4 protein-coding genes and 1 pseudogene are annotated in these 4,479 nt (G+C 43.6%); all 5 read left to right on the forward strand.

Annotation, left to right across the window (positions count from 1 at the left end):
* Window positions 1-268 precede the first annotated feature (268 nt).
* Window positions 269-1,384 (forward strand): tyrosine-type recombinase/integrase, encoded by a 1,116-nt coding sequence (locus tag RMO27_RS05055; protein ID WP_309729935.1) that lies wholly within the window; start codon window positions 269-271, stop codon window positions 1,382-1,384.
* A gap of 65 nt (window positions 1,385-1,449) precedes the next feature.
* A complete protein-coding gene (locus RMO27_RS05060) occupies window positions 1,450-2,412 on the forward strand; it encodes a hypothetical protein (RefSeq protein ID WP_309729938.1) in 963 nt (320 codons plus the stop codon).
* 289 nt (window positions 2,413-2,701) lie between these two features.
* The gene (locus RMO27_RS05065) at window positions 2,702-2,995 is read left to right on the forward strand and encodes a hypothetical protein (RefSeq protein WP_309729942.1); all 294 of its coding nucleotides are present in this window, start codon (window positions 2,702-2,704) and stop codon (window positions 2,993-2,995) included.
* Window positions 2,996-3,062: 67 nt separating this feature from the next.
* Entirely contained in the window at window positions 3,063-3,791 is a 729-nt protein-coding gene (locus RMO27_RS05070; RefSeq protein WP_309729946.1) for a KilA-N domain-containing protein, read from the forward strand.
* A gap of 155 nt (window positions 3,792-3,946) precedes the next feature.
* Window positions 3,947-4,479 (forward strand): annotated as a pseudogene (locus RMO27_RS05075) (hypothetical protein); the annotation flags it as partial.

The following is a 4,479-nucleotide window of genomic DNA, read 5'->3' on the forward strand; positions in this document are numbered from 1 at the left end:
GCTTCCCACTGTTTCACCCACTGTTTATTTTGAATAACGCTTAAAAGCCTATTGCTGCATGGCTTTCAATCATAGCTGTCACTACTTTGGGGTAGTAGGGGTCGGAGGTTCAAATCCTCTCGTTCCGACTAGGAAAAAACAGCACTAGAAAAGGGTTTCGGCAAGGTCTATCGACTTTGTTGGAGCCTTTTTCGTTTGTCTTATTGACAATCAAAGGGTGGTTAGGGGTGTTTAGACATGACACTTTTACCCTGTTTTTTACCCTGCTATGAAAGTAACGATCGAGAACCTTGAAGGTAGACTGAGACTGAGATGGACTTGTCCAGAGACGGGCAAGCGGAAGAATTTAGCTTTGGGTGTGGAAGACTCTACTACGGGTCGATCGTTCGCATCCACAATTAAAAGCCAGATTGAGAACGATGCTAGGTATGGTTACTACGATGCTACTCTACTAAAGTACAAACCGCGAACGATCGGCAAGAATGCGACCGAAATCACCACAGTCGAGTTATTTGACCGTTTTACCCAGCACCAATTTAAAAGTGAAGGATTAGCAAAATCGTCGATTAAATCGCGCTATGAGCCATTGAAGCGGATGCTAGAGAAGCATCTGAGTATTCAAGCGGCGGCTATCGATCGGCGACGGGCGGTTAGTTTTGCGGATGTTTGTGCTGATACGCTTACCTCTGGAACTGCCAAAGCGCGAATCATGCTGTTAAAGTCTGCTTGGGAGTGGGGAAGGGGGCGATATCAGTTAGCGGACGAGAATCCGTGGGTGGGGATTGCGGCGCGGTTTAAATCGATTCCGGTTCAGCCTGTGGCGGCGTTCACTTTGGATGAAGCGAAGAAGATTATTCAGGGTTTCAAAGACAGCCGTTATTACTCTCACTATGCGGACTATGTGGTGTTCCGGTTGGGGATGGGCACCAGGGGCGGGGAAGCTTCAGCCCTCAAATGGAAGCATCTATCGATCGATCTAGATTCGGTCTGGATTGGGGAATCATTTTCGCGTGGGGTTACTGGCAGCACTAAGACAAAGAAGGCAAGAACTGTTAATCTTAGCCCGTCAATTGCTGCCATGCTATCAGCCAGACGCGATCGAGTGAAGCCATCCTCAGATGATGAGCTGGTCTTCAAAAGTCCAGAGGGTTTACCGATCGACGATCGGAATTTTTGCAGACGAGCATGGAAGACTGTATTAGCTGAGGTGGGGGTTAAATATCGAAAGCCTTATACCACTAGAAAAACCGCTATCACTCTTAGTTTAAAGAACGGGGCTTCATATATCGAAGTTGCGGCGGCTGCGGGGCATGACCCTCAGACAATGCACAAGTATTATAGTGATGTGATTCAAGAGCGGAGTGTGTTTGTCTCGTTTGAATAGTAAAATATTCAGAGTTAATTTATTAGATTAACTCTGAATCAAAACACAATTTGTTAATTGATATTATGAACTATTCTGAACCAGATAATTCAAGAATTGAATCTGATTTAGCCAAACTTGTCGAACTCTTTAAAGACGATAACAGATTGATTACAGCTACAGAGGTTCGCGAGGCGGGAATTGCAAGAGATAAAACACCTCAATACCGGAGAAATTTACTGAAATTGACACTCGAAAAGGGGTATGCGAAGAAGAATAACGGAGCAACATCAGCACACAATAAATATGGAGTTTATTTTAATACTGAGGTTGAAATAGCAGGAGAATATTTGTTTGACTGGGATGTATTGTTGAGTCCAATTATTATCAACTTACCACCTAGAGATTACCTAGAACTTAATTTATCAATAGAACAAAAGAAAAAATGGAATTTAATCAAGCGTGAGTGGATAGAGATTTACAAGTTTTTTTGTATATGTCAAAATCTGGAAAATGCTCAAAACTATAACTGTCTCCAAATCACGGACATTGAATATCGAGGTGTGAGCGCGGTGCGATATATCTTTATGTATAAAGCTATTAAAATCGGCTGGAGTGAATGTCTAGGGGAAATATTTGGATCTTACAATGACTATTTTGCAAAGTGCTTAATTCATGATAGTTCTTCGGAGGTTGAAAATTATTTATCCGCAGATCAAAAAGCAGGAAAACTTAGAAGCTCTTACGATCATCTGCTTGTGATGCGGAATGCTAGGAAGAAAGGAATTTATAAACCAGAACAATACGGAGATGGTTCTGAGACGATCGACGAGAAAGAAGATCTTGAAAAAGCTTTCAAGTTTCTCACCAAATATCAAGATGTAAAACCGTATCTTAAAAAATTTTCCAATTATACGGAGCTAGTTCAAAAATGCTTGGAGAATAGCACTGATCCCAAAGTCAAGAAAGCTTTGGACGATTGGAGTGAATCCGATAAACAATTGGAGCAACTAACCATAAGATTGCTTCGTTCGAGGAATAAAAAATAGACCGGGAGCGTGTCACTTTTGCAGATCTGGACAAATGCACAAATGTGAAATCAGGAATGTAGGCACTGCAAAAGCTCTATCGATTATGGTATTTGAGTCGATGAGTATTTATACTCATCGCAAAAGTGACATGCTCCCAAATAGACCCCCTTGTCAAGGTTAAAATCTCGTCCATTTTTGCCCGATTTTGTACCATTTTTTTAAATCCGAAATCGTGAGATGGTGGTTATACAGTCCGATTTACCCGATCTAGTGCTGTAACCCCACCCTCAACCCTACCAAAACGACCATGACCCATCGAATAAAACGACAACCCGTGAATTGGGCTGGTGTACCCACCCGTGAGCTGTGTGCTGCCGCTGGTGTCTCCTCAGACACCCTGAAATTCTGGCGGGTTAGCGGGCTGATCCCCCGTGGAATCTATTGGTATTCGTTACCAGGCTCCGATCGCATTATCTGGGTACGCGATCTCGTTCGTGACTACCTGGTTAATGGCGGTGATTCCCCTGCTCATAAAAAGGCGATCAAGAAATACCTCGCTAGCCTACCTAGTTCCAGCGAATACAGCCCAAAAGCCGCATAAAAAATCGCCCTAGCGATAAATGCGAAAGCGACTAAACAATAAAAATCACCCCAACATTAACTCAATAATGAGCGCAATAACAACGATCGAGACTTTTCGACTCAATCAATACAACGGTAAAAATATTCGGATCGATCCGCATAACCGCTATGTCTGTCTAACAGATATGGCGGTGGCAGCAGGTAAACAGGTTGGACACTGGTTATCGCTCCAAGGAACGACAGCTTATATCGAAGGGTTGTCGAGCGTTATCGCGATCCCGATAACGGAACTTGTAATCGCAAAACAAGGAGGAGTCGAACAGGGTACTTGGGCACATCCAAAAGCTGCTATCAAATTTGCGGCATGGTGTTCTGTTGATTTTGAAATTCAAGTAACATCTTGGATTGACGATCTGCTTCAAAGTGGCTCTGTTCATCTGAATCAGGCAGAACCGCTGACCCAGATGCAAATGATCGCGCAAATGGCGTTAGAAATGGATCGTCGCGATCGAGAACTCAAATTCATCAAACAACAGCAGGCACTGGAAGCCGCTCGAATCGATGAATTAACGCAATTAACCCACCAACATGATGGAGAGATCGATCGCATCTTCAACCCTGATGGACATTACTTCTCTGTAATAGGTTATGCCAGCCTTCACGGTCTAAAGATCGGTCGCGAGTCAGCGAAAGCGATCGGTTCAAAATGCTCGGCTTATTGTCGGAAAAACGGCATAAGCATCGAGAAGTTAACTGACCCAAGGTTTGGAACGGTCGGTAGTTATCCCGAATCGGTAATCGCCCAATACATCTAGTCTCAAACAGCAAACCCCCAGAATTGAGATCTGGGGGTTTGCATGGCTCGAATTTATTGGGGATAACTGAGCTTGAAAATACTTGTAGGCAATGACTTCCTACAAGTTTACCCCTTATTCGCGACACATTTCAAATCCATTGTAGGAATTCACTAATGACCAAAGAATACGACATTCGCGAGCATCTAGCCGTATTGACCCGATCGAAAGAATCTAAGAGCAAATATCATTGTCCAGTTTGCCAGAAGAATGATTTTGACATCGATCCCAAAACTGGAAAATATGGCTGTTTTAGTGGCAACTGTGACCCAAAAGATATCCGAGCAGAGATCGACAAACTAGAAGGCAAGGCAGAATGGAAGCCAGAGAAATTTGTTAAGCCCATCCGTCCCAAATCTCGGCAGGACTATTTCTATCCAGATCGCGACGGCAATCTATTAGTTAAGGTTGTGCGAATCGATAATGGTAATGGTGGAAAGCAATTTTATCAGAATCATTGGGATGGAAATAGCTGGAAAAAGGGTAATCCAGATCGAGTAAAGAAGTCGATCCCGATCTATCGATATGCAGAAGTTCGACAGGAGATCGAGGCTGGGGGCTTAATCTTTCTGGTAGAGGGTGAATCTACTGCTGATTCACTTTGGGAACTAGGAATCGCCGCTACTACCACGATCGGCGGTTCTGGCGG

The sequence above is a fragment of the Chamaesiphon sp. OTE_75_metabat_556 genome, from assembly GCF_031378165.1.
GTDB lineage: Bacteria > Cyanobacteriota > Cyanobacteriia > Cyanobacteriales > Chamaesiphonaceae > Chamaesiphon.